23 protein-coding genes are annotated in these 24,198 nt (G+C 50.9%); 19 read left to right on the top strand and 4 right to left on the bottom strand.

Annotation, left to right across the window (positions count from 1 at the left end; genetic code table 11):
- Nucleotides 1-95: 95 nt before the first annotated feature.
- Nucleotides 96-1,541, top strand: coding sequence for a MocR-like pyridoxine biosynthesis transcription factor PdxR (pdxR, locus tag R70331_RS22750; RefSeq protein ID WP_042179383.1), 1,446 nt, complete (start codon nucleotides 96-98; stop codon nucleotides 1,539-1,541).
- A gap of 29 nt (nucleotides 1,542-1,570) precedes the next feature.
- Here pdxR and R70331_RS22745 read toward each other — a convergent pair whose 3' ends face one another.
- Nucleotides 1,571-3,469: a S8 family peptidase gene (locus tag R70331_RS22745; RefSeq protein WP_042179381.1), complete on the bottom strand. Its 1,899-nt coding sequence runs from the start codon at nucleotides 3,467-3,469 to the stop codon at nucleotides 1,571-1,573.
- A gap of 482 nt (nucleotides 3,470-3,951) precedes the next feature.
- Between R70331_RS22745 and R70331_RS22740 the strand changes: the two genes are divergently transcribed.
- The 12 genes from R70331_RS22740 to R70331_RS22685 all read left to right on the top strand — a co-directional run bounded on the left by R70331_RS22740 (nucleotide 3,952) and on the right by R70331_RS22685 (nucleotide 14,421).
- Entirely contained in the window at nucleotides 3,952-4,449 is a 498-nt protein-coding gene (locus tag R70331_RS22740; protein ID WP_042179379.1) for a YpuI family protein, read from the top strand.
- Nucleotides 4,450-4,617: 168 nt separating this feature from the next.
- Nucleotides 4,618-4,839: a DUF1540 domain-containing protein gene (locus R70331_RS22735; protein ID WP_042179377.1), complete on the top strand. Its 222-nt coding sequence runs from the start codon at nucleotides 4,618-4,620 to the stop codon at nucleotides 4,837-4,839.
- An 11-nt stretch (nucleotides 4,840-4,850) separates the two neighbouring features.
- The gene (locus R70331_RS22730) at nucleotides 4,851-5,255 is read left to right on the top strand and encodes a hypothetical protein (RefSeq protein WP_042179374.1); all 405 of its coding nucleotides are present in this window, start codon (nucleotides 4,851-4,853) and stop codon (nucleotides 5,253-5,255) included.
- Nucleotides 5,256-5,453: 198 nt separating this feature from the next.
- Complete coding sequence (locus R70331_RS22725; RefSeq protein ID WP_042179370.1) at nucleotides 5,454-6,155, top strand: lytic transglycosylase domain-containing protein; 702 nt, start codon at nucleotides 5,454-5,456, stop codon at nucleotides 6,153-6,155.
- A 162-nt stretch (nucleotides 6,156-6,317) separates the two neighbouring features.
- On the top strand, nucleotides 6,318-7,472 hold the full coding sequence (locus R70331_RS22720; protein ID WP_042179367.1) for a cysteine desulfurase family protein: 1,155 nt from the start codon (nucleotides 6,318-6,320) through the stop codon (nucleotides 7,470-7,472).
- Nucleotides 7,472-8,758, top strand: coding sequence for a tRNA uracil 4-sulfurtransferase ThiI (gene thiI / locus R70331_RS22715; protein ID WP_081947720.1), 1,287 nt, complete (start codon nucleotides 7,472-7,474; stop codon nucleotides 8,756-8,758). Before R70331_RS22720 ends, thiI begins: the two co-directional genes overlap by 1 nt.
- Before the next feature lie 98 nt (nucleotides 8,759-8,856).
- Complete coding sequence (locus tag R70331_RS22710) at nucleotides 8,857-9,516, top strand: TerC family protein (protein ID WP_042179363.1); 660 nt, start codon at nucleotides 8,857-8,859, stop codon at nucleotides 9,514-9,516.
- A 190-nt stretch (nucleotides 9,517-9,706) separates the two neighbouring features.
- Nucleotides 9,707-10,219 (top strand): hypothetical protein, encoded by a 513-nt coding sequence (locus R70331_RS22705; RefSeq protein ID WP_042179362.1) that lies wholly within the window; start codon nucleotides 9,707-9,709, stop codon nucleotides 10,217-10,219.
- Nucleotides 10,220-10,424: 205 nt separating this feature from the next.
- Entirely contained in the window at nucleotides 10,425-12,269 is a 1,845-nt protein-coding gene (gene typA, locus R70331_RS22700; protein WP_042179359.1) for a translational GTPase TypA, read from the top strand.
- Between the two features lie 137 nt (nucleotides 12,270-12,406).
- Complete coding sequence (locus R70331_RS22695; protein ID WP_042179356.1) at nucleotides 12,407-12,706, top strand: YlaH-like family protein; 300 nt, start codon at nucleotides 12,407-12,409, stop codon at nucleotides 12,704-12,706.
- Between the two features lie 81 nt (nucleotides 12,707-12,787).
- The gene (locus R70331_RS22690) at nucleotides 12,788-13,867 is read left to right on the top strand and encodes an LCP family protein (RefSeq protein WP_042179354.1); all 1,080 of its coding nucleotides are present in this window, start codon (nucleotides 12,788-12,790) and stop codon (nucleotides 13,865-13,867) included.
- Between the two features lie 98 nt (nucleotides 13,868-13,965).
- Nucleotides 13,966-14,421: a PNPOx family protein gene (locus R70331_RS22685; protein ID WP_042179352.1), complete on the top strand. Its 456-nt coding sequence runs from the start codon at nucleotides 13,966-13,968 to the stop codon at nucleotides 14,419-14,421.
- A gap of 68 nt (nucleotides 14,422-14,489) precedes the next feature.
- On the opposite strand, the gene R70331_RS22680 is transcribed toward R70331_RS22685, so the two are convergent.
- On the bottom strand, nucleotides 14,490-15,056 hold the full coding sequence (locus R70331_RS22680; RefSeq protein WP_042179350.1) for a YhcN/YlaJ family sporulation lipoprotein: 567 nt from the start codon (nucleotides 15,054-15,056) through the stop codon (nucleotides 14,490-14,492).
- Between the two features lie 104 nt (nucleotides 15,057-15,160).
- Here R70331_RS22680 and R70331_RS22675 point away from each other — a divergent pair, with 104 nt between their 5' ends.
- Both R70331_RS22675 and R70331_RS22670 read left to right on the top strand, forming a co-directional pair.
- Complete coding sequence (locus tag R70331_RS22675; RefSeq protein ID WP_039875998.1) at nucleotides 15,161-16,492, top strand: PhoH family protein; 1,332 nt, start codon at nucleotides 15,161-15,163, stop codon at nucleotides 16,490-16,492.
- A 421-nt stretch (nucleotides 16,493-16,913) separates the two neighbouring features.
- Entirely contained in the window at nucleotides 16,914-18,158 is a 1,245-nt protein-coding gene (locus tag R70331_RS22670; protein WP_042179347.1) for an extracellular solute-binding protein, read from the top strand.
- Here the strand turns inward: R70331_RS22670 and R70331_RS22665 are convergent.
- Together R70331_RS22665 and R70331_RS22660 are read right to left on the bottom strand one after the other, a co-directional pair.
- Nucleotides 18,150-19,280 (bottom strand): coiled-coil domain-containing protein, encoded by a 1,131-nt coding sequence (locus R70331_RS22665; RefSeq protein ID WP_231576343.1) that lies wholly within the window; start codon nucleotides 19,278-19,280, stop codon nucleotides 18,150-18,152. The two genes, R70331_RS22670 and R70331_RS22665, sit on opposite strands and share 9 nt — an antisense overlap.
- 225 nt (nucleotides 19,281-19,505) lie before the next feature.
- Nucleotides 19,506-19,742 (bottom strand): DUF2626 family protein, encoded by a 237-nt coding sequence (locus R70331_RS22660; RefSeq protein ID WP_042179346.1) that lies wholly within the window; start codon nucleotides 19,740-19,742, stop codon nucleotides 19,506-19,508.
- Nucleotides 19,743-20,080: 338 nt separating this feature from the next.
- On the opposite strand from R70331_RS22660, the gene R70331_RS22655 reads away from it, so the two are divergent.
- The 4 genes from R70331_RS22655 to R70331_RS22640 all read left to right on the top strand — a co-directional run bounded on the left by R70331_RS22655 (nucleotide 20,081) and on the right by R70331_RS22640 (nucleotide 24,095).
- Nucleotides 20,081-20,731 (top strand): RsfA family transcriptional regulator, encoded by a 651-nt coding sequence (locus R70331_RS22655; RefSeq protein ID WP_042179343.1) that lies wholly within the window; start codon nucleotides 20,081-20,083, stop codon nucleotides 20,729-20,731.
- A gap of 127 nt (nucleotides 20,732-20,858) precedes the next feature.
- Entirely contained in the window at nucleotides 20,859-21,836 is a 978-nt protein-coding gene (locus tag R70331_RS22650; protein ID WP_156131176.1) for a ketopantoate reductase family protein, read from the top strand.
- Between the two features lie 6 nt (nucleotides 21,837-21,842).
- Nucleotides 21,843-22,229 (top strand): DUF3397 domain-containing protein, encoded by a 387-nt coding sequence (locus tag R70331_RS22645; protein WP_042179340.1) that lies wholly within the window; start codon nucleotides 21,843-21,845, stop codon nucleotides 22,227-22,229.
- A 150-nt stretch (nucleotides 22,230-22,379) separates the two neighbouring features.
- Nucleotides 22,380-24,095, top strand: coding sequence for a peptide ABC transporter substrate-binding protein (locus tag R70331_RS22640; RefSeq protein WP_042179338.1), 1,716 nt, complete (start codon nucleotides 22,380-22,382; stop codon nucleotides 24,093-24,095).
- Nucleotides 24,096-24,198 lie beyond the last annotated feature (103 nt).

The raw sequence follows: 24,198 nt of genomic DNA, 5'->3' as shown, positions 1-24,198 counted from the left end.
AGAAATATATCTCCCCGCAGTTGAATTTTGTTGTATCATAACGGCATAGCGGTATAACAGTAAAGCGACGAATATAACAGTTGGGAGGCAGGCAGATGCATATCGATTTAATCCGCAGCAGCAGCAAATCCCTGCCGCAGCAGATCAGCGAGACGCTGGCTCAGCGTATCACCTCCGGTCTTCTGCAGCCGGGAGCGCGGCTTCCTTCCGTCCGCGGTCTGGCGGCTTCCCTGAAAGTCAGCCAGGTTACGGTAAGCAAAGCCTATGACGATCTGGAAAGCCGCGGCCATATCATCTGCAGCCAGGGACAAGGCTGCTTTGTCGCCCGCAGGCCGCATCTCGGGCAGCAATCCGGCACGGAGTGGCAGGACGGATATGATGATTTTTTGCCGCGGGCCCAGCTTTGGCGGAATTTTGACTTCTCAGGCGTGAAATATCCGTTTCATCTTGCAGCCATTCACGCAGAGCTGCTTCCGCTGGACTTTATCGGGAAAACAATGTCCAGACTTGTAACGGACCAGCCTGAGTTAATGGCTTCGTACGGTAATTTTCAGGGGGATGCCGAGCTCCGTGAAGTCATGCACCGGCATCTGCACAGCCGGGGAGTAGACGTGCATTCCTCCGATATCATGATTACGAGCGGTTCCCAGCAGGGAATTGATCTGGTGGCCAGGACCTTCGTCGGTCCCGGAGATACCGTATACCTGGAGGCTCCAAGCTATACAGGAGCAATCGATGTGTTTGCCGGACGGGGAGCAGAGATGATCTTCGTGCCGATGGACGGTGAGGGTATGAGGGTGGATGTGCTGACAAGACTTTGTGACAGGCACCCGCCGAAGGTGATTTATACAAATCCGGCTTTTCAAAACCCGAGCGGTGTGACAATGAGCATGACAAGAAGACAGCGGCTGCTGGAATTGGCCAGAAGCTACCGCTGTCTGATTGTCGAGGATGATCCGTTCAGTGACCTGTATTTCCGCAAGCCGCCTCCGCCGCCAATCAAATCAATGGACACCGAGGGGCATGTAGTCTATATGAAAAGCTTCAGCAAAGTCATTGCGCCCGGCTGCCGGATTGCCTGTGTAGCCGCCGGAGGCAATATCCTCTCCAGGCTGATTGCCGCCAAATCGGCCAGCGATCTGGGCAGTCCCCTGCTGAACCAGCGGGCGGTGCTGCCGTTCATTGCCCGCAGGTATGATGCTTATGCAGCGCAGCTGCGGATATCCCTCCGCAGCCGGATGGAGAAGGCAGTAAGACTGCTGCGGCAATACGCCCCGCCGGGAGTGACCTGGAATGTGCCGGAGGGCGGCCTGAACCTGTGGCTGCAGCTGCCTGCGGCAGAGGGAATCGTTAAGCTGCGCACACAGGCTGAGCAAGCGGGCGTTTCTTTTCTGCCGGGCGATGTCTGTTACTCCGGCGAGGTTGCCTCCCACCATATCCGGCTCTGCTATTCGCAGATGACGGAGGACGATATGGAGCAGGGGCTAAGGCTGTTTCTGCAGCTGCTGACAGAGCATCTTAGAGCTGACCCCAAAGCATGATCTGGGCAGCTGCCGGGATGCGGTATTATTCAATCTGCTGTACCTGTGTGCTGCTGCATGTTCTTCAGCTCCCGGCCGACATGCTGGGGGTACAGCTGCAGCGGGACATCCTGTCCGCCTGCAGCCTGCAGTGTCTTATAAATATCAACCTGGCCCCAGCCGTAATATTTGTCATGGCCGGCATCTCCAAGGTCAACGCTATTTGCGGTCATCAGCTCCATGACCTCCTTGTTGCTTAGAGCCGGATTCAGCGAACGGATGAGCCCGGCCAGCGCGGCTACATGCGGACTAGCCATGGACGTCCCTGAAAGGGCGGCGTACTGGTTGTCCGGATATGTGCTTGCTATGCTTTCACCGGGAGCGGCAACATCAATGTAATCGCCGTAATTGGAGAAAGACGCTCTCTCGCCGTATGAATTGGTGGCAGCGACAGCGATAACCTCCTCGTAGGCAGCCGGATAACCGGGGCGTTCTGTATTATCGTTCCCCGCAGCTGAGACAATGACCACATCGCGGTCATAAGCATACTTAATGGCATCATGCAAAAACTGCGAATCGGCATAGTTGCCCAGGCTCAGGTTGATTACCTTAGCACCGTTGTCGGCAGCCCAGATGATGCCTTCGGCAACGGAATAGGTGGTTCCTGCCCCTGAGTTGTCTAGCGCTTTTACCGGAAGAATCTTGTTGTACCAGCTGATGCCGGCCACACCCTCCTCATTGTTGATAATAGCCCCTATAATGCCGGTTACATGCGTTCCGTGTCCCACATCGTCGTCCGGTGCAGAACCGCTCGAGATGGCGTTGTATCCGGCCAGCAGCTGGCCCTGCAGATCAGGATGTGCAGCCTGGACACCGGTATCCACCACAGCGACAATCACTTCCTTGCTGCCCTTGGATAACTTCCAGCCCTGTTCGGTTTCAATAGCCGGCAGATTCCACTGGTAGGTGGAGAACAGCAGATCATTCGGCGTAATTACCCCGTCGCTGTTATTTTCGTATACAGTATCATTGGTTAAATACATATAGTGCGGCTCAGTATACTCAGGACTCCATTTGGATGAAAAATAAGTTTTGAGCTGCGAGTAGTTCATTTTTTCTGAACGGAAAATATAGGCATAACCCAGCTTACGCGGCTCTTTGCAGCGGATGTCGGCTGTTATGGTCTGCAGCTGTGCAGGGGTGGGATGGCCATTCTTGAACCGCACAACAATTTCATTCTCGTAAAAATGGCTGGCGTTCTCATTGTCATGTCCGGTCTTGACCGTAATATCCTGCAAGGTGTCGGCATGGACCGATTCCACCCGGTATTTGCCTTCCTTCGGATAAGGAATCAGCCGCAGGTTTTTGAGCTGATGATCGGCTACACGGTTCAGAATATTCTGGCTGATCAGGGCGATGACGCCGATATTGCCTTCCCGGTCACGCTGAGCCGTAAAGTAATACTTTTTATCGCCGATAATAAAGGAAGGGGATTCGTACGACTGGTGCCCTTTGATTGCGGCTTTTGCTGTATCCAGGTATTTCAGCAGCTGCTTATTCTCCTGATCGGTGCCTTCCGGCAGACCGGATTTAAAGGTGCTGGTCTTCCGGGTCCGGTAATCGATCCACATCAGCATGGTGATATGCCCGTGTCCCTGCTGCAGGCGCTTGGCATATGCTGAAATATCATGAGGGGAAGCACCATGGGTCTCGGACAGCATCGTCCGCAGATGTTTACTTACATCCGTCCGGTTTAAATGATCGGTAGCGCTGACATCCTGCACGAGTGAGGCTTTTTTAACCGTTTTTTCCTGTGCGGGATTGGGAACGGCAGGAATTGCAGCCTGCTTCAGCTTTGCTTCCTCAGACGGGCGCAGCAGAAAGGTAAGCAGGACGACGGTAAACGCAGCGGTCAGCAGACCGGCAACTGTTACATTTTTTCGTGACATATTTTGCGCTCCTTCAAGGTATCGTATAGCTGTAGGTTTAGAAGAGCGCGCCGCTTTTATGCATCGGAGAAAAGGATGACGTGTCCCATGTTTTTGTGATAATATCAAAAGGAATAAACCGCTTGAACAGCTTCTTGATATTGCAACAAAATCACCCGCTAAGGAGCGGTCCGGTCATCGTTGAGGTGCATCGGTAAAGATTTTGTTATAATATCAAAAAGGACTAAACCGCTTGAACAGCTTCTTGATATTGCAACAAAATCGCCCGCTAAGGAGCGGTCCGGTCATCATTGAGGTGCATCGGTAAAGATTTTGTTATAATATCAAAAGGAATAAACCGCTTGAACAGCTTTTTGATATTGCAACAAAATCTCCCGCTAAGGAGCGGTCCGGTCATCGTTGAGGTGCATCGGTAAAGATTTTGTTATAATATCAAAAAGGACTAACATAACAGCAAGGACTAATAAGGGGGAGCAACCGCCATGTCAGCAGCTAATGTGCAGAAATTATGTGAATCGACGAGAGACAAACTTAAATCCGTAATCGGAAAAATGGAGCTATTCCTGAATACTCATGCATTGCCTCAGCTCGTAACCGAAGAAGATGAGGAAGCAGCGGCATTCTATCAAGGTTTCCTGTCTGATCTCCGCCATCTGCTGGTCTTCTCCGAAATGTCTTACGAGAAGCTCGGGGTTGCTTTGCGCCGTGCTACGTTTGATGAGGAATTTGCGCAAAAAGCGCTTTACAACGTATATCACTATGGAGTGAACAACTTCTTTTATCCTAAAAATGAAAGCTACTCCGAAGACGGACGCTACGCCTACACAGGCCAGGATGCCATCCGTTTCCGTAAAAAGCCAGTCCGTCAAGCGCGCGATATCATCATGGAAATTACCAAGGTATATGAAGAGCTTCGGGACGATCTCAGCTACTATGAGAATGATTACCTGACTGAAAAGCGGATGCAAAATCAGGTATAAAAATCAGGTGTAGCCTGAGCGGTCGGAGCTACATTTTAACTGAATATTTAACAGAGCATGGGACTGTGTCTGCCATAGAAAATATGGCAGGGACGGTCTCTTTTTGCTGGTGATCAGCCGCATACAGATCAGGACGCGCGGACATAATGATCCTGAGGTGATGATAAAATGTCAAACGCCAAACCGCTTGTAAGATGCAGCGTCAGCAATTGCCATTATTGGGGCTCTCAAAATGAATGCAGGGCCGAGGAAATCGTCATTGAGATCGACAAGCATGCAGGGAGCAGCTTCAAGGAGGAGTTTGCCGAGGAGATGACCTTTCAGAATCATCAGGACAATGCCGGTACTTCATCCGCAACCTGCTGTCTGACCTTTAAGCCGGGCGAATAGGAGGACATCCGATGGACTCGAACAAAGAAGAAAGCAAGCAGGAGCGGGCTGTGCGCAGAAAGGTGATTCTCCGTCCGCGCAGCAGGGTAGATTACCCCAGAATGGATCCTTCTCATCAGGAAGAATATGCTGCCGAAGTGAGCCCGCCGCTTGTGCGTCCGCAGAGAACGGCTGACAGCAGCACAGAGGTCCGGGACACAGCTGGTGAGCATAGTGACAGTAAGCAAATGGGCTATGTTGCCCTCGGTTTTGGAATTGTTTCGCTGTTCATCTGGTCCATTATAGCGGGCCCGATCGCTGCTGTGCTTGGTTATTATGCCTATTCCCGCGGGCAGAAGACAGCAGGGGCCTGGGCAATGGGGCTGGGAATTGTATCTGCTCTAAGCTATTTTGTAATGATTCCCTTTGCCAGATAGCTGCTCTGAACCTCAATAGTCCAAATCGAAACAGGCTTTTAGACCTATCTATAAGGGTCGGAAGTCTGTTTTTTGCGGTCTGTATATAGCATTTACTGAAAATGAATTGTAAAATATAGGCGTATCTAAAATTTTAAATAGAGCCTCTATATACCAGGAGATCATATAAAGATTGAACCGGAAAGAAGGTTGTACAGCATGAGTATAGAATCAGCGGCAGCAAACGGGCTTGGACAGCTGAAATGGGTGAATCTGCGCAGCAGCTCAGCAATTGGCCAGTCAGGCAGCAATAGCACAGCAGAAGCCTCGGGCTCCACAAAAGCCGAATTTGCCGCGATGCTCAGCCAGGCTGCCCGGCAGTCTGCGGGGGGCAGCAGTACCCTGGAAGCCGGTGCTACAGCAATGAGCAGCCTGATCTGGCAGCAGCTTGGGGCGACTGGCATAGGCTACAGCAGTATCTCCTCAGGAACCGAAGAGACTGTGCCAACGGACTATGAGGAGCTGATACAGACGGCAAGCGCCAAATACGGCGTGCCGGCCGATCTGATTAAGGCGGTTATTGATACCGAGTCCTCCTTTAATCCGAATGTCGTTTCGTCGGCGGGAGCCAAAGGGCTAATGCAGCTGATGGATGGAACCGCGAACGGGCTGGGTGTCTCTGACCCCTTTGACCCTGCCCAGAATATCGACGGAGGCGTGCGTTACTTATCCTACCAGCTGAAGCGTTATGACGGAGAAGAGAAGATGGCGCTGGCCGCTTATAATGCAGGTCCGGGCCGGGTAAATAAGCTCGGTGTAAGTAATGATGAAGAGCTGATGGAGAAGCTGGGCCAGCTTCCGAAGGAAACTCAGGCCTATATCGCTAAAATTGAACGCGCCCGTGCTGAATACGCGCTATAATAACAGGATCAAACGAAAGCTGCCGGAACTCACTGGCGGGCCTGACGTTTGGTCCTTTTTTTGCTTACAGGCTTTATAAGAATTACACAATAAGGTATTCTATAGGTCTCTATGTACCGCATGAATGGATTAACCGACCCTAACAAAGGAGAACTTAAATATATGCTGTATTGGGATTATGCTGCTGCAAGCCCGCCGTATGAGGAGGTTGTACAGACGATGGAGCAGATCATGAGGCTTATTTATGCGAATCCATCCTCGCTGCACCGGGCCGGGACAGAAGCCGCGAGGCTGCTGACACGTTCCAGAGAGGTCTGTGCAGCTGCTCTTGGGGTAACGCCGCAGGAGATTCTGTTCACTTCGGGAGCAACCGAAAGCAACAACCTGGCGGTAAAAGGAGCGGCCCTGCAGTATCAGGGCCGGGGGCGCCACATTGTTACCACGCAGATCGAGCATCCTTCTGTGTACGAAAGCTGCCTGCAGCTGCAGGCACTGGGCTGGGAGGTTACTTTTGTGGCTCCTGACAGCAATGGCGTAGCAGATCCGGCCGGGATTGCCGCTGCTGTCCGGCGGGATACCGTCCTGGTCAGCGTGATGCATGTCAACAATGAGACCGGCGCTGTACAGCCGCTTGCGGAAATCGGGCGGCTGGTTAAGGCAGCCAACCACCGCACGCTGTTCCATGTGGATGGCGTGCAGGGCTTTGGTAAGCTGGCAACAGAGCTGAAGGAATGGCAGGCCGACCTGTACAGCCTGTCTGCCCATAAGCTCCGCGGTCCGCGCGGTGTAGGCATACTGTATGTCAGAGAGGGCGTTGCACTGTTTCCGCTGCTAACCGGCGGATCGCAGGAGCTGGGGTACCGGGCGGGAACGGAGAACACAGCCGCAATCGTCGCTTCTGCCAAAGCAGTACGGATGAGTGCAGAAAATAGAGTAACGTATAGTAAGCAGGTTACACCGCTGCGGAACCGGCTGCTGGATTTTGTGTCCGGTATTCCGGAGTTTACGGTGAACAGCACATATAGCGGGGCGCCGCATATCGTGCATTTTTCCTATCCGGCTGTTAACGGTGAAGTAATGGCCCGCAAGCTGGAAGAGCTGGGGATGACCGTCTCAACCCGGTCTGCCTGCTCTTCAAGGCTGGCCGAGCCGAGCCGCATTCTGCTTGCTATGGGCAGGGATTCCTCTGCCGCGCTCGGCGGGGTACGGATCAGTCTGGGCGACACTCATACAGCTGCGGATATCGCAGCTCTGGAACAGGCGCTGCTGGCTGCAGTGCAAGCATTAAAGCTAGTGGAGAGAGGCAGGAATAAATAATGAGAGAGAATGGAACTGCTTCCGGGGCAGGCCGCGGAAGCAGTATAGATTATGCCGATATGCTGCTGCTGCGCTTCGGGGAGTTTATGCTGAAGGGTAAAAACCGCAACCGGTTTGAAAAGACGGTGCTGCGTCATGTTAAAGAAATGGTGAAGCCTTATCCGGAGGCTGTACTAAGCAAAGAATTCGGGCGGATCTATGTCACGCTGAACGGAGAGCCGGCACATGAGCTGGCAGAGGCGCTGAAGAACGTGTTCGGCATTGCTTCAATCAGCCCGGTCAAGGTTGCCCGTTCGGATTTCAATGAGATTCTGGAAGCCAGCCGGGAATTCCTTGAGATTATTGCCCCGCCGCAGGGGACAACCTTCAAGGTTAGCGCGCGCCGTGTATGGAAAGACTTCCCGCACGGCTCGATTGAAATGAATAAGCTGATTGCCACACCGCTGCTGCAGGGTTATCCCGGGCTGCTGGTTGATGTGAAGTCGCCGGAGCTTGAGCTGAAGCTGGAGATCCGTGAGGGGGCAACCTATATATTCTGTGACCAGATTGACGGAGTCGGCGGATTTCCGCTGGGAACGAACGGCAAGGCTATGCTGCTACTCTCCGGCGGAATCGACAGTCCGGTAGCTGCCTGGTCCTCAATGCGCCGGGGGCTTGAGGTCGAGTGTGTCCACTTCTACAGCTATCCTTACACAAGCGAGCTGGCCCGCCAGAAGGTGGTGGATCTGGCGCGTGTACTGTCGCGTTACGCCGGCGTCATAAAGCTGCATCTGGTGCCGTTCACCGAGGTGCAGACCTCTTTTACCGGAATCGGGCAGGACAACCTGATCATTACGCTGATGCGGCGGGCGATGCTGAGAATTACCACCCGGCTGGCTGAGCGCGAGAGTGCGCTGGCTATTGTAACGGGAGACAGCCTGGGGCAGGTGGCCAGCCAGACCTTGTCCAGCATGAATGTTATCGGCAGGGCCACCGCACTTCCGCTGCTCCGTCCGCTTGTGATGATGGATAAGAGCGATATTGTGGGGCTTTCGCAGAGAATCGGAACCTATGACCTGTCGATTCTGCCTTATGAGGACTGCTGCACCCTGTTTGTTCCGAAATCGCCCACAACCAATCCCAACCTGCGGATTATTGATAAAATTGAGGCTACACTGCCCGGATATGCAGCACGGCTGGATGAAGCGGTTGCAGGAACCGAGACGGTTATCATCACACCTTATGGTGACGAGAAGCCGCATGATCTTGTGCCCGCCCAGCCGGGGCTGCAGGAGGAATGGTTCTAGGCTCTAATCCGGATAAGCAGAAATAATAGGACAGGAAGCATAGCTTGCCCGCTGTGGACATACATGTAATACATGTAGTCCGGGGAGGTAAGAAGCTTATGGATTCAATAGTTTTACTTGGGGAAATTCTGATGATCAATCTTGTGCTGAGCGGAGACAATGCGATGGTGATCGCGATGGCCAGCAAAAATCTGCCGGAGAAGCACCGGAAAATGGCGGTCTGGTGGGGGGCGGCAGGAGCAGTGGCTCTGCGATGCGTGCTGACGTTCGCGGCTGTACTGCTGCTCAAAATCCCCTTTATTCAGGCGGGCGGGGGGATTCTGCTGCTGTGGATTGCCTTCAAGCTGCTGCTGGATGAGGAGGACGAGGTCACTGTACGCGATGAGGGCTCAAGTGTATGGAAATCGATCCGTACGATTCTGCTCGCAGACTTCATCATGAGCCTCGATAATGTATTGGCCATTGCCGGAGTTGCTAAGGGGGATCTTTCCCTGATTGTCATCGGAATCATGCTTAGTATTCCGATTGTCGTCTGGGGAAGCGGAATTATCGTCAATTGGCTGCACCGTTTTCCGGTTCTGGTCTACATCGGTGCATTTATTCTCGCCCATACGGCGGGGGACATGCTGCTGCAGGATGCCAAGTTTGGGCTGGTGGTCTCGTTCTTCCTGCCGTCCTATCATACGCTTCTGCCGGTTGCGCTGGGCATCATTGTTGTTTTGACAGGCGTATTCAGGAAAAGGCTGGTATCGGCCTGAACGGAAGCGGGAATAATGGAGGCTGTGCCTGAAGCTGGATAAGCTTGGGTGCAGCCTTTTTGCTTTTCTTAGGGAAGCGCGGTTTTCCGCCGGGAAAAAGCTGCGGAATGATGGCGTTTTATGGCTGTTTCAGCTAAAATATAATTGGAATCCAGCGTAAAGAAGTGAACTTTGAAGGGATGGGTGAACATTGTCATCAAATAAAGACATGAAACTGGGGATATTCATTGCCGCCGCCGGCCTGATCATCTTGTTTGGAAAGCTGGGGGTATTCGGATTTCTCGGACGGGCCCTGTGGCCGCTCGTAATTCTGATTCCAGGCCTGTTCCTGCATGTGCTATTCTTCAGCCGCCGCGCCTCAGCTGCTGTGCTGATTCCCGCCGGTATCCTGACGGTGTACGGGCTTCTGCTGGGCTTCTGCAATACTTGGGGCTGGGGATACATGCGCCATCTGTGGCCGGTGCTTCTGCTTGGCGTAGCTGTCGGTCTCTATGAATATGCTTTTTATTCTCCCGCCCGGAACGGCGGCATTACAGCAGCTGCAGTCATTCTCGGTGTGCTGAGCCTGGTGCTGCTGGTGTTCAGTATGATTGGCACTGGAGTGTTCTATCTGCTCGGCATTTTACTGGTTGCTGCCGGAATCTGGCTGATGCTTGGCCGCAGGAAGCAGGGAAGCCGTAAAAAATGGAATGGCGGCTGGTAATCAAGCAAATCAAATTAGAAAATTTACACGGAGCTGGAAATCGTTTTTTCATAAAAAGACTTGCTTTTCATGGTACTTTCACTATAGAATTAAGAAATGTTGGAGCGTCGGCTTTCTGCCAGGCGCTTCTTTTGTGAGATTGCCGTGAGAAGTCATGAATTTAAACATTTTTAATTTGATAAATGAGAGGATTTGGATACAAATCATGCATTCAAGAACAGAAATCCGCAATATCGCGATTATTGCCCACGTTGACCATGGTAAAACAACACTTGTCGATCAGCTGCTGCAGCAATCCGGTATTTTCAGCGCCCACGAAACCCTGCAGGAACGTGCAATGGACTCCAACGATCTGGAGCGGGAACGCGGAATCACTATCCTTGCCAAAAATACTGCCATTACCTATAAAGAATTTCTGATCAACATCGTAGATACCCCGGGACATGCTGACTTCGGCGGCGAAGTGGAACGGATTATGAAGATGGTTGACGGCGTACTGCTCGTTGTTGATGCTTATGAAGGCTGCATGCCACAGACGAAGTTCGTTCTGCGCAAAGCGCTGGAGCAGAATCTGACTCCAATCGTTGTTGTGAACAAAATTGACCGTCCGGCTGCCCGTCCGAAGGAAGTTATCGACGAAGTTCTGGATCTGTTTATTGAGCTTGAAGCAAATGATGAACAGCTGGAATTCCCGGTTGTGTATGCATCCGCACTTAACGGTACATCAAGCCTTGATCCTGAGAAGCAGGACGATAACATGCAGGCTCTTTACGACACCATCACTAAGTACATCCCGTCACCAACCGAAAAAGTTGACGAGCCGCTGCAGTTCCTCGTAACCCTGATGGATTACAATGAATATCTGGGACGTATTGCTGTTGGACGTGTTAACCGCGGCGTGATTAAGCAAGGCCAGTCCGTAACGGTAATTATGCGTGACGGCAAGAGTAAGACTGCCCGTATTGAGAAGCTGTTTGGCTTCCAGGGCCTGAAGCGTGTTGAAACCGAAGAAGCCGGCGCAGGTGATATCGTTGCGATTGCCGGTATCAAGGACATCAACATCGGTGAAACGATTGCCGATCCGGCTAACCCGGAAGCATTGCCGGTTCTGAAGATCGATGAGCCTACTATGCAAATGACCTTCCTCGTGAACAACAGCCCGTTCGCAGGTAAAGAAGGTAAATGGGTAACTTCCCGTAAACTTCGCGAGCGTCTGTTCAAAGAGCTTGAAACGGATGTCAGCTTGCGCGTAGATGAAACTGACAGCCCTGATGCCTTTATCGTATCCGGACGCGGTGAGCTTCACCTCGGGATTCTGATTGAGAATATGCGCCGTGAAGGCTATGAGATGCAGGTTTCCAAGCCTGAAGTTATCGTGAAGGAAATCGACGGGGCCAAGATGGAGCCGCTTGAGCGCCTGCTGATTGATATTCCGGAAGAGAGCATGGGTTCCGTTATGGAAAGTCTTGGAACACGCAAAGCCGAAATGGTTAACATGATCAACAACGGTACTGGCCAGGTACGTCTGGAATTCCTGATCCCTGCACGCGGCCTGATCGGCTACAATACACACTTCCTGACACTGACCCGCGGATACGGCGTAATGAACCATGCGTTCGACAGCTATGCTCCGCTGATCGGCGGCCAGGTTGGCGGACGTCACCAGGGTGTGCTGGTATCCAGCGAAACCGGAACAACGACATTCTACGGCATGATGGGTGTTGAAGACCGCGGTATCCTCTTCCTGGAGCCGGGGACTGACATTTATGAAGGTATGATCGTCGGTGAGCATACCCGCGATAATGATATTATCGTTAATATTTGTAAGGAAAAAGCACTGACTAACGTGCGCTCCGCTACAAAGGATGAAACGGTAAAAATGAAAACTCCACGTATGTTCTCGCTGGAAGGTGCACTTGAGTACCTGAACGATGATGAATATTGTGAAATCACTCCTAAATCTGTTCGCCTTCGTAAAAAGATCCTGAACAAGGGTGAGCGCGAGCGTGTAGAAAAACAGCGTAAGCAGGCTCAAGCAAGCCAGGCTTAAGCTGACCATTCATGCCGCCGGATGATTAATCCGGCGGCTTTGTTATGTCCTTTGGCAATTGCTCAAATTTTAGGATTAATATGGGCAGGGATGATATAATGTAAGCGATCTTTAGATCCGAAGAGGAGTGACAGGCTATGCAGAGCTGGTTCGCTGATCATCCGATAGTCGCTTATATCGTCATTTTTGTTTTGCTGACTTATGTGTATAACCGTGTCTTCCGTGTTAATCAGAAGCTCCCGTTCGGCAAGGAAATCGTGCTCTATCTGATGATGGCCCTTGGCTCCGGCATGCTGCTGATCTTTCAGCACGACAAGCTGCCAATTATTCAGTGCCTGCTGGTCGCAGTGGGGCTTATGCTGCTGGTACGGGTCCGCTATCTGGTGGAAGCCCGGCAGAAACGGAAGAAGGCTGCAGCAGGTGACAAACTCCGGTAACCGCAACTTTTGCATCCGTATCTCGTCTATTTAGTAGCTTGAACCAAAATCCATGTGAACTGAAAAGGACTTTACTCCATTATGAATAACAGCAAGGGAAGCCTGCCTCCAAGATCAAACGGACCACAGGGGAACAGAGGACAACAGAACCGGACTGCCCCGCAAACCAAAACAAATAAGAAAAAAACTAAAAAACGCGGCTTTTTTGCAAGACTAACCAGAATGCTTCTGATGCTGCTGCTGGTTGTAGTGGTTGGCGGACTCGGGTACGCCGGATATCTGTACTATAAGTTTGAGAAGGGCGGCTTTGGGACGGACCAGGCTGTTGACAGCGGACAGCTTGCCTCCGCAAAGCCGCTGACCATGCTGCTGCTTGGCACTGACAACCGTCCGCAGCATCCCTCCAATCTGACGGATGTGATTATGGTGGTCGCACTTAATCCGAAGACAGAGTCAGCAACCGTTGTTTCACTGCCCCGGGATACCTATGTGGAGCTTAGCGGCTATAAGAAGAATAAAATCAATGCGTATTACGCCCGGTTTAAGGGTAAAGAGGATAGCTCAGGTATCTCTGCCAAGGATGAGATGAAGACGATGATGGGCAAATATCTGGATATTGATATCGACTATGTCACGGTGCTTGATTTTCAGGGCTTCCGCGATATTGTTGATGAGCTTGGCGGGGTAGATGTGAACATCAGTGCGGATATGTGTTATACCGACAGTGTAGACGGCACGGATATCAATCTTACAAAAGGTCCGGCCCAGCTGAACGGCGATGACGCGCTCGATTATGTACGCTACCGCAAATCCAACTGCAGCCCTAAGACGGCGGCTTCAGATGACTTTGACCGTAACAAGCGCCAGAACGAGGTGCTGAACGGTCTGGTCGGACAGATGCAGTCGCTGGGCGGTGTGCTCAAAATCGGCAATGTAATGGATGCCGTCGGCAGCAATCTGACAACCGATATTGAGAATGAGCAGATCAAGAGCATGATTGCTACTTACTGGAAGATTTCCAAAGAGAATATTGCTTTCGTGCCGGTGACAGGAACCTGGCGCAGCCCGTATGTATATATTAACGATACAGAGCTGGAGAATGCGAAGAAAAGCCTGCAGAGTACGCTGGCGGGAGTTGCAGATCCATCCGGGACACCCTGAGCACGGTATGGTAACATCTCGAAATTGAATGCAAGTTTGCGCGTGTGCTATAATATAATAAATTGAATGCACATTTGCCGCATAGGGGGCCTGTACTTATGTCCGAAGCCGTTGCTCAGCTCAATGAAACCCTGCTATCCATGCTGCAATCGGAAACATTTGTTCTTCTTAACACAGTAGATGCGGAATCCGGAGGGCCTACGTCTACGGCCATATCCTGGATTTATGCCGTGAGCCCTTCTGTCGTGCGCCTGGCGGTCGATCACCGCTCTAGACTGGTAAATAACATGAAGGTCAATCCGCTTGTGACAATCACAGTATTTGGCGAGGGTACCGTTCATGCGATTAACGGGCGTGCTGCTGTGAGACAGGATCCGCTGCAGGATGTGCCTTTTAAGATGTGCTGCTTTGACATTGAAATTGAAGCGGTCCGTAATGCGCTGTTCTACGGCGCAATGCTTGAGTCCGCCCCGAGATATGCAAAGGTATACGACGCGCGTGCGGCTGAGAAGCTGGACGGACAAGTGTTTGCCGCCATGCAAAAAGCCCAGTGATAACCTCACTAGGCTTTTTTTGTCCACTCTTTATACCAATATAAGGGAGTGATTCAGCGGCGAAGCTTCTACTGATTGTTGTTCTGGGGTTTAGTATCCTCGGGAAGCTGCGGGATAATCCGGCCGATGATGTCCGCCATTTCTGAGGCGAAGCCGGAAATAGGGTTGCCCTGCGAGATATGCCGGCTCATATCCTTCAGCCGGCCCGACAGATCCATATCGGCTGTGACCAGTGCCTTGACGCCGCGGGGGTCCTTGCGGATTGCCTCGGCTACTGAATATTTAATGCTTCCTACCCGGGAGCGCGTAAGTGCCCCGTCAACATCAATGCCGACTACGGCAAGTTTGTTCATTACGACACAGTGGGCTCCGTTTACACCTGGAACTCTTTTGGCCAGCTGCTCGAAGTGATCCTTCAGTGCAACATCACCGCTGTCCTGTACGTCAGAAGGTTGTCCGCTGTTATTGAGGCTTGTGCCGTTGTCATTTGACAGCTTCTGCACCTCATGCTTCCCCTGGCTGCTTAACGCTTCAGGCGATTGTTTACTCTGAGGAGAGGGTGATGACTCTTTATTAGCGATACCGCAGCTTGTCAGCAGCAGCAGTACCAGCAACAGACACATTGATTTTCTCATATGAAATACTCCTTTCAGTCCAAAATCAGTACTTTACCTTATGTTGCCCTTGCTGAAAAGAGTTATGTATGATCAATCAAACCAGGCGCTGTGGAGGGGATATCATGAAAAAGATATTTGTACTGGACACTAACGTGCTCTTGCACGACCCCAATTCGATTTTTGCGTTTAAGGAGAATGAAGTAGTCATTCCGGCTGTAGTTCTGGAAGAAATCGACTCCAAGAAGCGCAACGCCGATGAAATCGGCCGCAACGCCCGCACCGTGTCACGCTTGTTAGACGGACTCCGTGAGCTGGGTCACTTACACAGTGGTGTAGTGCTTGAGCATGGAGGCACGCTGAAGGTGGAACTGAACCACCGCAGCTTCGTAAAGGTACAGGAGATGTTCGGGGAAGTCTCGAATGATAACCGGATATTGGCTGTGGCGCTTAATTATCTCCTGGAGGAGAATGAAAAAGCTGAACCACGTCCTGTGGTACTCGTCAGTAAAGATGTACTCGTCCGCATAAAAGCGGATGTGCTTGGAATAACGCCGGAGGACTATCTGTCCGACCGCACGGGTGATCTGAATGAGCTCTATTCCGGCTATCAGTCCCTGCTGGTTCATCCTTCACTGATTGATGAATATTACAGCAACCGCTCCTTGTCCGTGAAGCAGCTGAACTTATCGTTTAAGCTGTATCCGCATGAATTTGTTATTCTGAAGGATGAGATCGGCAGCGGCAAGTCAGCTTTACTAAAAGTAAACGGAGATGCTTCAAGGCTTGAGCCGCTATATCTCGGCAACGACGCAGTGTGGGGCATCAGCGCCCGTAACGCCCAGCAGCGGATGGCGCTTGAACTGCTCTTGAATGAGGACATCCCGCTCGTTACTATTACCGGCAAGGCGGGTACAGGCAAGACGCTGCTGGCCCTGGCGGCCGGACTGTTTAAGGTAGAAGATGAGCACCGCTACAAAAAGCTGCTGATCGCCCGTCCCGTAGTTCCGATGGGGAAGGATATCGGTTATCTGCCCGGTGAGAAGGATGAGAAGCTCCGGCCATGGATGCAGCCGATTTATGATAACCTTGAATTCCTGTTCGATACCAAAAAAGCCGGGGATATAGATAAAATCCTGATGGGCCTGGGCAGTATCCAGGTCGAGGCGCTCACCTATATCCGCGGACGTTCCATCCCGTCGCAGTTCATCATTATCGATGAGGCGCAGAATCTCTCCCGCCATGAGGTGAAGACCATCGTCTCCCGTGCCGGTGAAGGCAGTAAAGTTATCCTGATGGGTGACCCTGAGCAGATTGACCATCCGTATCTGGATGCGGCCAGCAACGGTCTCAGCTATATCGTTGAAAAGTTCAAGCAGGAGGGCATCAGCGGCCATATTACTCTTGAAAAGGGCGAGCGTTCCCGCCTGGCCCAGCTGGCTGCCGATCTGCTGTAAATACATGCAGCCCCCGGGCCAAAGCCCGTGACTGCATACACAAAAGCCGGGAGGAAACTTTCCTCCCGGCTTTTGCCTGCCCGCCCCCGCACGGGGCGGGGTTCCGGTTTGGACTTGAAAATACTATAAGGGAAAAGTGGCGGAGGGGAATTTTGGAACTTGAGGAGCGGAAGCGTCCGCCTTTGTCTGCGGATTTCCACTGCGGACAGCGGTTAAATGAAGAAATCTGCAGACAACAGCGGCCGGAAGTCCAAACATTCTCCGGAGTCACGGCCAATCCCGAAAGAGGGTGTTCAGGTTTAAACGGTACCTCCGCCCCATAACATATATAATAGAAAGAGAACGTTTTCAAAGCCGAAAGACAACCACCGCAACATCTGGTAAAATGGGGAAGGAACGATTAGCCGGGAGGGACAGAAACATGCTTAAACGCAAAAACTATTGGCTGCTGTTCGCGGTATTGCTGCTGGCGCTGACAAGCTTGTCGCCAAGCATGGAGCTGGATACCGCCGAAGGGGACTACCCGCCGAGACAGCCACAGAGGCTGTCCGAGCAGCCGGATTCCGGAGACAAAAATAATGTAACCAGCCTGAACATCCGGGTATCCATGAGCAGCGGGGAGCTTAAGGCGCTGCAGCGGATCAGCAGCAACTTTACACTTTCAACCGGAATCCAGGTGTTTATCAGCAATGTGGACAATGAAGAAAATGCTGCTATGCTCAAAACGGAGCTGGCGACTATGGAGAGCCCCGACATTATTATGACCGACGGGCGGAATATTGCAGACCTGGCAACGCGCGGATATCTGCTGCCGGTAGATGTATATCAGAGTGTGCCGGGCAGTGTGCCGCTGACGGTGCTGATTCCGCAAATGCAGTGGAACGGTTATAACTGGGGAATTCCGCTGGATATAGATCCTTATGTACTGGTGTATTCACCGCAAAGGCTGGCTGAATTGGGCTTTGCCGAACCGCCGGAAAGTCTGGAAGAATGGGGCGGGCTGCTGAATCAGCTGCGGGGGCAGCAGGAACAGGAGGAGGAGCCGGGCACTGAGAAGTACCTGCTGGCCATGGACAGCCGCAATGCTTACGGTTTCTCTGCTCTGCTGGAAAGTATGGGGCTAAGCATGAATGGGGACTATACCCCTGCGCTGGACTGGGTACAGGTGGCCCGCAGTTATTTTTATCTAAGCAGCCGCTTCAATACGGAACTATGGGATATGCTTCAGAGCGGTAAGCTGGCGCTGGCAGTCCTTCCCTTGTCCGAATGGCAGAAGAACGGCAATGCTTCGCTGTCGGTCAAGGCGCCGGCTAAGTCCGGCACCATATATGAAGCGATGCAAAGCCGTTTTTTTGCACTCCCTGCAGGCTCGGCGAACCCGGAAACCGCAGTCAACTGGCTGGCCTATATAACCTCTGCTACGGCACAGCTGGAATGGTTGGAGAATACGAACCGGCTGCCGGCGCTGGAGGAGCTGTACAACCCGGCGCAGCCGGAGATTGCCGGCCTTCCGTTTGACATAAACCTCCTCATAGCGGAGGAGGATGTTACTGCACAGCCGGACGGGCTCAGCTGGGATGCCGTTTCCGATGCGGTTACCCTGCTGCTGACCGGCAAGCTGGACGCAGCAGAGTATACAGCAGCAACGGGACTGGACTCAGAATGAAATGGACAGCTTCACATACAGCACGCCGTCTTTGCTTTCTACCTCGGTAGCATGCAGGAAAGAGACTATTTTGCCGGGATAGAAGCCGAGGTCGAATTCATCCTCAAGGTCCCGGCGGGTCGTTTCCGGCAGCTCGAGACCGTTAAACACTACACTGTCGATGTGGAACATCAGGCCGTTAACCGGCTCCTCCTGTATGCTGTAACGGCCGGTTAGGGTAAGCGTCAAGCCGCCGCTTGAGCCGGAGGCGATAACACTGCCGTTTTCGAACCTGAAGCTAAAACCTTCAAATAGTTTGTTTTGTGAAACCAGGAATTCGTTCAGATCCTCTTCCTTCAGGGCCAGATTATAGGTCATTCCCTTGCGGGTGAGAATACCGTCACGCCCCTGTATGAACTGGGGCAGCCGGTTCATGGCCGAAGAGAGCGCCTTGAAATAAGTTTTTACCTCGTGCAGGCCGATGTTCTCCCAGTATTTCGTGAATTCATTCAGGAGCGCACTCATGCTTTCAGGATCACTGCTTGCCCTGATGCCGCCTTCTATCTCCTCGTTCAATGCGGCCACCCGTACCTGCTGCTCCACAAGCGCGCTTTTTAGTTCCTCCAGCTCTCTTGAGCTGCGCTCTGCAGCCGAAAGTGTGGCCTTCAGATCCTTGTACTCCCCTTCATACTGCCTTAGAATATCATGGTCCTGCCTGATAATAATCTCGTAATAATCATACAGGGCGAGCACCCGGCCGATGCTTTTGGCTGACAGCACAGCCGAGAGCAGCCCGTCCCTTTCACCCATATAATAAGAACGGACAATGGCACCTGCACGCTCCTGCTGGCCGGATATTGCAGCTTGTTTGACAGCAGCCTGTTTTGTCAGCTCTGCTGCTTTCTCCTCCAGAACGGCTTGCTCAGCAGTAATTCTGGCGATTTCTTTTTCGATTTCGGCAGATGACAGTGTCTTTTCCAGCAGCCTGCGTGTCTCTTCATTATCCGGGAAGGAGAGAGGAGGGGCGGCTGCGGTGCCGTTGCCTGCTGAAGGGTAAGCTGCCCGGGGAGGCAGAAGTACAGTAACTGAGATGAGGATGATCAGGAATACGAACCTTCGGATTGCCTTGTTGCGGGAGAGCACTACACCACCACCTTTTGCAGAATAGACCCGTATGTACTATTACTATGTTTTGTCCTGTTAAAATATCATACCCTGTTTTCCTGCAGCCGCACACAAAATAACCCCACAAAGTGGGGCCTTGGCGTGGAAGTTGGCTCAGGTCCCTTGCAGGAACCCCGAACGGACCCTCAAAAAGAGGAGGTGTTCCTTTATAAAGGAGCACCTCAGTATGATCTGTTGCAAAAGTTACAGCGGCAGCCCCATCTGGAAGACCGTCCAGTAGCTAAAGCCCGTGAAGGTTACGATCATATAGCCCCAGAAGAGCAGAATATACGTCTTCTCCGTAAATTTCATATAACCCAGTACAACAAAGAATGCGGTTTGTAAAAAGAAGAGCAGAGCCATTTCCGTTAAGCCGCCAGCGAAGGCCATAAGCCCGATGGTAAGCGTGAAGAATCCCAATACGCGGAACATACGGTCCAAGAGAGTATCCCCCTTCTTAGAAATGATTCCCGAAAAGTGCTTCTTTGGATCTATTATACCTGCCGCATAAAAAACTGTAAACGAATTCATTGAAAAAAATGTACATTTTTATAATAATTATGATTTTTGCAATTGACATATTCTTTCGATGGAAAAATATAGCGTTCTGCGTATGAGGTGTAAACAAAATGGAAATACAATTTAGTATCAAATAGATTCTATGAACTCTAGCAGAGGCATAGAAATGGAGTAAGCAGCTTTTATCCTATTCACTATCCGGCGGAGCTGCCGGTTATGAGGATGGTTATTTTAAGATGTTGTTAGGAGGGTTAGGCTTTATGACAGCCGTTAGACAGGATGCTTGGAGTGCGGAAGATGATTTGATATTGGCCGAAATAACACTGCGTCATATCCGGGAGGGCAGTACTCAGCTTGCTGCTTTTGAAGAGGTAGGGGAAAAGATCGGCAGAACCTCGGCAGCCTGCGGTTTCCGCTGGAACAGCTGTGTCCGGAAAAGCTATGAGGATGCCATCGGTATCGCTAAAGGCCAGCGCCAGAAGCGGAGTTATCTGAAAAAGCAGCCGGTAAACAGAGGAGCGCAGGTAGCCGGCCTGATTCTGGGGGACATTGAAGAAGAATACGGTCGAAGTGACAACTTAAATGAAAGCTCACTCTCCATTGATGCAGTCATCCGGTTTTTGAGACAGTGGAAGGGTACCTTTCAGGAGGCAGGCCGCCAGCTCAAAATGCTGGAGCGCGATCTCAGGGATAAAGAGGATGAGCTGCTGGAGCTGCGGTCAGAGAATGAGCGGCTGTCCAAAGAGGTGAATCTGGCCCAGAGCGATTACAGGGTTGTAAACGATGATTACAAGGCTCTAATTCAGATTATGGACCGGGCACGCAGACTCGCGTTCCTTAATGAAGAAGAAGAAGAGCTGAAAACAAGATTTAAAATGGATGCAAACGGAAATCTGGAACGAATGGAGTAAATATCTTTCCTGTAGAAGCTGCAGACGATTGCCGGAAGGCAAGCGTTGAGCGGCTTTTATTTTTTTTGCAATTAGGGTCAGCAGCAGGCTATAATGAGGGAAATTATTGGAAGGATGGCTAAGCGGCGTGAAAATAGATATAATCGGAGCGGGATCAATGGGCTTGCTGCTTGCAGGAAAGCTTATCCATGCCGGCTATGACGTCAGATTATGGTGCCGGAGCAGGGAACAGTCTGCTGCCCTCCAGAGGGATGGATTAACTGTCAGCTATGAGGACGGAACAGATCCTGTATTTGTTCCCGGAACTAGCTTCACTGCTTTCGCGGCAGAGGATTTTGCGGGAATATATCTGTGTGAGCCCGGTGATTGGGTAGCGGTGACGCTCAAGCAACAGGCATTCCACCAGGCGCTGCCGGATATGCTGAAGCCCTTGAAGGACTGCAGGCTGCAGGCGGTCTGCTTTCAAAACGGTTACGGACATTTAGAAAAGCTCCGGCAGCTGCTGCCGCATGCCTCAGTCTGGGCGGCTGTAACTACAGAAGCGGCCAAACGGAAAACATTAACAGAGGTTATTCATTCCGGCAGAGGAGAAGTATACATAGGGCAGGAAACAGATGGTCATACTATTGCTGAAACGGACAAGCTGTCTCTGGAGGAGGCGGCGGAAAGTTTCACGGATGCACTCTTAACAGCAGGATTCTCCGCCTCTATGTCGAACAAAGTGAATACCCTGATTTACCGGAAGCTCTTGATCAATGCCGTAATTAATCCGCTTACCGCGTTGTGGCGCATACAGAATGGCGAGCTGCTGGCCTCCCGTCAGCGGGTTCAGCTGATGAAGGAGCTCTACGCCGAAGCAGTTGCTGTGTATGATGCCTGCGGTATTACCTACCAGGAGGATGCCTGGGAGCATATTACCGAGGTGTGCCGTGCAACTTCGGGGAATATCTCCTCGATGCTGGCCGATGTGCTTGCCGGAAGGCAGACTGAAATCCGCTGGATTAACGGTAGTATTGTGGATTTGGCTGAGCGCCGGGGGATTCAGGTTCCACTGCACCGCTGGATTTGCCAGCTTGTCGAAGGCATGAGTGCGAGAGAGAGGTGAAGCTGATTGGAGCTGCTGCAAAATTCATTTGTAACATTGGGAGTCATTCCGGTTGTTCCTTTTTTAATTGTCTATTTTATCGGAACAGGGCTGAAAAAGGACAGAAAACGAACGTTAATGCTGGCAATGGATGTGACAACCTTATTTTTATTGCTTTCTGTTTCTGCTTTATTTAATCTTCTGTTTGATGCGCGATTCGGGTTTTATTTTATACTGCTTATTGTATTAATATCCGCCGGACTGATTGGCGGTGCCCAGAACCGCCTTAAGGGAAAGGTTGACGGAAGGCGCTTATTCCGGGCGGTTTGGCGGCTCGCGTTCTTTTTTTTAGGCGTTCTGTACATTCTTTTTCAGATCATTGTCCTTATACAATACATATCACAAGCGATGTAATGTTCCGCTGCTCCGGTGAAGCGTCACTGTCACAAAATTTTCTGTTTTTAAAAAAAATGTGTTTTCAGAAAATATTGCTCTAGATTTTTTTGACCACTGGTTGTATAATCATAAACCATATACCACATTCTATTTAGGGGGAACTGCTAGATGAAGAAGAGTAAAAGTCTATTGCTCATGATTGCATTGGTTCTTGTTATCGGCACAGTGCTTGCTGGCTGCGGCGGTAACAACAATGCAAACAGCGGCAACGCAGCGGCGACTAATGCGCCAAGTGACAATGCTGGAACGAACACAGGTAACACCGGTGGTGAAAAGCTGGCTGCTGACCAAACGCTCAAAATTAACTTGAGCTCCGAGCCTCCAACTTTTGACCCGCAACAAGCTCAAGATAGCACATCCAATGCTATTCTGAAATTGATGTATGAAGGACTTACCCGTCAAAATGCAGAAACAGGACAAGCTGAAGAAGGCGTTGCAGAATCCTGGGATATTTCCGCTGACGGCCTCGTGTACACTTTCCATCTTCGTGACTCCAAATGGAGCAACGGCGACGCTGTAACTGCTAACGATTTTGCTTTCGCTTGGCAACGCGTCCTTGATCCTAATGCAGAACAAGCAGCTCCTTACGCTTACCAACTGTACTACATCAAAGGTGCTGAGGATTTCAACACTGGCAAAATCACTGATTTCAGCCAAGTTGGTATCAAAGTAACTGATGAAAAAACACTTGAAGTAACATTGGCTAACCCAACACCTTATTTCTTGGGTCTGCTGTCTTTCTATACGTACTACCCAGTACACAGCTCTGTTAAGGACAATGCAAAATGGGCAACTACAGTAGATACTCAAATTACTAACGGTCCTTTCACATTGACTGAATGGACTACTGGTCAATCCCTGGCAGTAACTAAGAACCCTTCTTACTACGCTGCTGATGATATCAAAGCACAACAAATCAACTTCTCCATCGTAAACAGTGGTGCAACTGAGCTGCTGAGCTACAAAAACGGCGAACTTGACCGTGCAGGCGCTCCAATTGGTGAAATTCCAACTGAACAGCTGCCAATCGTTGAAAAAGAACTTCCTAACGAGTTCTCAAGAAAAGGTATCGCGAGCGTTTACTACTACCAGTTCAATGTAACTGAAAAACCATTCACTAACGCAAAAATCCGTAAAGCCCTGGCAATGGCGATTGAACGTCAGCCAATCATCGATAACATCACACTGGGTGGACAATTGCCAGCATTCGGCTTTGTACCAACTGGTATCCAGAGCAACGAACAAGAATTCCGTACTGCAGTAGCTGATTCCCAGTACTTCAGTGAAGATCTTGCCGCAGCTAAAACATTGCTTGATGAAGGTCTGAAAGAAGAAGGTCTGGACAAACTGAGCTTCACAGTAACTTACAACACAAGTGAAGGTCACCAGAAAATTGCTGTAGCTATTGCTGACCAATGGAAAAAAGCCCTTGGCGTTGAAGTTAAGCTGGAAAACAAAGAGTGGGGCGTGTTCATCGAAGATAGACACAACCTGAACTACCAGGTAGCACGTGCCGGCTGGTCTGCGGATTACAATGATCCAATGACATTCCTGGATATGTGGGTAACTGGCGGCGGTAACAACGATAGTGGTTATGCTAACCCTGAATATGACAAGCTGATTCAGGAAGCTAAATCTTCTGCTGACAATGCTGTTCGTCAAGAGAAATTCGTAGCTGCTGAAAAAATCCTGATGGATGACATGGTTGTTATTCCACTCTACTACTACACTAACAACTCCCTGACTAAAGAGTACCTCAAAGGTGTAACTCTTGACTTCAGCGGTGCAATCGACCTGTCCCGTGCTTACCTGCTTGAGCACTAGGATCTAACAAAAAAAAATCTAATACAGTAATATAATAGTCTGAAGTTTTTATATTACTTCGGGATATATATGTGGAACTCCATATATATCCCTTTTTTTTTGT

The organism is Paenibacillus sp. FSL R7-0331 (assembly GCF_000758645.1).
Lineage (GTDB): Bacteria > Bacillota > Bacilli > Paenibacillales > Paenibacillaceae > Paenibacillus_AQ > Paenibacillus_AQ camerounensis.
Note: the sequence above shows the minus strand (reverse complement) of the source record. Positions and strands in the feature narration are given on the sequence as shown.